The sequence below is a fragment of the Clostridium oryzae genome (genome assembly GCF_002029235.1).
GTDB lineage: Bacteria > Bacillota > Clostridia > Clostridiales > Clostridiaceae > Clostridium_AE > Clostridium_AE oryzae.
In genome coordinates, this window is the sequence record NZ_MZGV01000131.1 from 1 (window position 1) to 4,142 (window position 4,142).

Consider the following 4,142-nt stretch of genomic DNA (forward strand, 5'->3'; position numbering starts at 1 on the left):
CCATATTGAAGAGAAGCCTTTAACTCTCTTTATAATTAAGATCACACTTAATAATCTACGAAGAAAAATTAAAGATACAACTTCATCAAATAACGTCTGTAAAATTAACGTGTAGAAATTTTAGAGACGGTACTTTAAAACTAGCAATCTATATAATTTACAGAGCCCGCAGGGAGCGTTGACCGAGCGGTCAACGCTCCTATTGCTGGTTCGCAATTTATTTAAACTTTTACTCAAGCAAAGCTGACAATGGTTTGTTATGCATTATGTAAACTCTGTGCAAAGCTCTTGTTAGTACCACATAAAGCAGTCTCTTATCAAGCTCATTATCTCCATAATTATCATTATCACAATCCATCACTATGGCACAATCAAATTCCAAACCTTTAGTCATATAGGAAGGTAATATAATCTTATCTAAACTTATTTTTTTATCAGTATCTTTTATAAGTTTCCACTTATTCTTGCTTGCTTTTGCCAATATATTCTTTATTCTATTACACTGATTATAGTCCTTACATATAATAGCAATATTCTTTTTATTTATTGAAGTCATGTCTTTAACTATATCGTCCAGAATGCTGCATAATTCTTCCTTGCTATCATATTTAATAATGCTAGGCTCTTTACCATGTCTCAATACTGGTTTTGCAGGTTCAAGACTATTCTCCTGCTTTCTAAGTACCCTATTAGCAAAATTAACAATTTCAACTGTAGATCTATAGCTTTGTGTAAGTTCCGTATAAGTTACATCCTTATTAAAAACCCTCTCAACAAGTGGTTTCCAATCATTAATACCTTTGTAGTAATATATGCTCTGTCCTGTGTCTCCAACGATAGTAAAAGAATCTCCAATAGCCATCTGTCTTAATGCCAGCAGTTCAAAGAAACTATAATCCTGTGCTTCATCAATAACTATGTGCTGATACTTATACTTGTCTTCAATCCCCTTTATGCGGAATTTAAGATAAATCATAGCAGCTAAATCATCACTATCTATAACTTTATCCTGCATGTTTTCTGTAAACTTTTTTCTCATATATTCTGCCAATTCACCAGTTACCTTGTCACCAATAACTCGATTAAATATCTTTTCATTCACGAAAAGCCTTTCATAAAGATGTACTACGTCTTCATTACCCCATTCATTTACATATTCATTTAATTTTGCTTTAATGTCGGCTTTCACAGCAGCTATCTTAGCATCTCTTTCATCATAAAGCTCTGTAAGTTCCTTACGCCTATCTGGTCCATCCTCCTTCGAAGCTCTCACCTTATTTATCTTCACATAGTACTGTTTCTCTATATCAGCAGATATGTTGGCAATTTTGTTATCTATTTTATTAAAAAGATATCTTTTAATTTCCTGTTTTCTTTTATTTATTACATTATGAGCCAAATCCTCAGTAAAGAGTCGTTTTATATCATCACCTTTAATTATTACATATCCATCTACTATTATGTCTTCATAATCCATATCATAGCTCTCTATATACTCTATATATCTATCGATGCATTCTTTAAATTGCATTGAGCTTTTAAAACTGCTGCTATCTTTAATAAAGCCTATAGTTTCAACATCATTGTTTTCTATTATGTACGCCAGCTTTTTATCTTTAGGATTAATTTTCAGCTTAACTTTAAGAATTTCTAATGCAAGTTCTTCAAAGGTTTTCTGTTTTACGTCTTCAACTCCTAAGTTAGGAAGAATATCTGATATGTAATCTAAAAAAAGTTTATTCGGTGCAATAACAAGTACATTTTTACCAGATATTTTGTTCCTATATTTATACAAAAGGTACGCTAATCTATGCAAAGCAATAGTAGTTTTACCAGATCCAGCAGACCCTTGAACAATGAGTCCTTTGCCTCTTTCCGCTCTTATAACCTCATTCTGCTCCTTCTGTATTGTAGCAACTATATCCTTAAGTTTTCCATTCACTCCTTCTTCCAGATTGATTCTTAAAAATTCATCTTGAAGAGTATTTCCATCCTCATCTGACTTACTCTTTAGAATGATTTGATCAATTCCCTCATCAAAGGCATCAATCAACTTTCTATCCTTGATTACAAATTTTCTTTTGAGCAGAAGTTCTCCCTCGATTTTGCCTATAGGAGCCTCATAATAGCTTCTCCCCGATGTACTATTGTAATACAAATCTGCTATAGGGGCTCTCCAGTCTACCACTACTTCCTCTCCAGACACCTCGTCCATAAGCCCAATCTTTCCTATATAAAAGCTCTCCTTATTTCTTTTGGTAATCTCTTCAAAATCTATTCTTGCAAAGTAAGGCTTATCTTTTACTTCTTTGTAATTATTCAATATCTTGCTTGTAATATTATATAAATTTGTAGTAGTTTCAACGTCATAACTATAAGCACCTTTGGACTGTTTTTTTAATTCTGCTAACTTGTTTTCTAATTGGATATTATTCTTTTCCATTTTCTCAAGCTGTTTATCCATCCAATTATTTGTATTTTGAAGAATTTTTTCTTCATTAATAAATTCGTCTGTCTTTATTGCCATCGATGCATTCCCCCTTAAATCGGCGATATATATCTTCGTTTTACTTATCTATTTTATAATATATTTTAAAAAATATCATCATTTCTTTTAATAACTTACGAATATAAAAAATGGTTACACCCTATGTCGGCCGGTTACGTTCATTAAGCAATTACACCACATCTTTTAGGCAAATTTCCTAATGGCTCATAACTCGGCTACAACTCGGCTACGCCTCAAACAATTCGCCATCTTAACGGAAATTTGCCTAAAAGACATGGGTAATTGCTAAATTCACTCCAAATGCCTCCGTCGGGTGTAACCATTTTTAATGCCCTAACTCTTAATTTTTACATAATACTTTTATTTTATTAATTCTATTCCCTTTTTATCTTAATTCACTAACTTCAAAGTATATTACTATCTCTTTTTAACTTCTTCGTAAATACGCTGTACCGTTTTTACTTGATATCCATAAGCATCATATCTTCTTTAAGCCGGCTATATACTTTTCTGCCGCTAAAGCTGCTATGGTGCCATCTGCTACTGCAGTAGTTATCTGCCTAAATTGTTTCTGCCTAATATCACCTGCTGCATATACTCCCCTAATATTAGTTTCCATATTTTCATTTGTAATAATATATTTTCTATCATCTAATGTTATATAATCTTTAAATAGTTCTGTCTTAGGTTCTGTACCTATATATCCAAACACAGCATCAAGTTGAAGCTCCTTTTGTTCTCCTGTGTCTGTATTCTTTATTATGGCTCTCTCTACAAATCTATCTCCATCAACATCAACCAATTCCCATTTATACATGATTTCAATTTTAGGATTTTTAAGCACTTCTTCCATAGTAGTCTTCTCTCCATTAAAGTAATCATATCTTCTTATCATTATTACTTTCGAAGCAAACTTAGTTAGGAAAAGAGCCTCTTCAAGTGCTGAATTTCCGCCGCCTACTACACCAATCACACTGCCTCCATATACCGCTCCATCACATACTGCACAATAATGTACTCCCTTTCCGTTGAATTTTTCCTCATTTTTTATAGGAAGTTTTCTTGGTGTGGCTCCAGTAGCTATTATAACTGATTGAGTAATATATATATATTTATCTGTCTCAATCTCTTTGTGCTCATCTGAAAGCTTAACATTAACTAATGGGTCAGCTTCATCGATATTGGCTCCTAAATTTCTGGCCTGTTCCACCATTAAATCTGCTAACTCGCTACCTTCAATATTCTTAAAACCTGGATAATTCTCAATTGTATAACTTGATCTAACCTGACCACCTAAAATCTGATTTTCTAACAGTATCATATTCATCTTAGCTCTTGCTGCATATATTGCAGCTGTTATGCCCGCAGGTCCTCCGCCAATTATCACCATATCAACGTTTTTTATTTCTTTACTCATAGCTCTCAGCTCCTTATTAATATATTTATGCACATATATAAGTTTAGTATATATATATTTATATTATTTGACAATTATTATTACTTAATTATTTAAATTGATGATTAAAATTGTCCCTATTATGAAAAACTATAAATATTATAAGAAGCGAAATTACAACATCCTTGTATTATGTCTTATAAAATTGTAATTATACGTTTAGCCACATAAATAAAT

At 32.2% G+C, this 4,142-nt stretch carries 2 protein-coding genes; both read right to left on the reverse strand.

What is annotated here, in order from left to right:
* Positions 1–229: 229 nt before the first annotated feature.
* Positions 230–2,527, reverse strand: coding sequence for an RNA polymerase recycling motor HelD (gene helD, locus CLORY_RS22505; RefSeq protein WP_079428785.1), 2,298 nt, complete (start codon positions 2,525–2,527; stop codon positions 230–232).
* 460 nt (positions 2,528–2,987) lie between these two features.
* A complete protein-coding gene (gene trxB / locus CLORY_RS22510) occupies positions 2,988–3,926 on the reverse strand; it encodes a thioredoxin-disulfide reductase (RefSeq protein WP_079428787.1) in 939 nt (312 codons plus the stop codon).
* Positions 3,927–4,142 lie beyond the last annotated feature (216 nt).

Bases quoted from the DNA above. Each gene is read 5' to 3' on its own strand.
- trxB (WP_079428787.1), bottom strand. From the start codon at position 3,926: ATGAGTAAAGAAATAAAAAACGTTGATATGGTGATAATTGGCGGAGGA.
- helD (WP_079428785.1), bottom strand. From the start codon at position 2,527: ATGGCAATAAAGACAGACGAATTTATTAATGAAGAAAAAATTCTTCAA.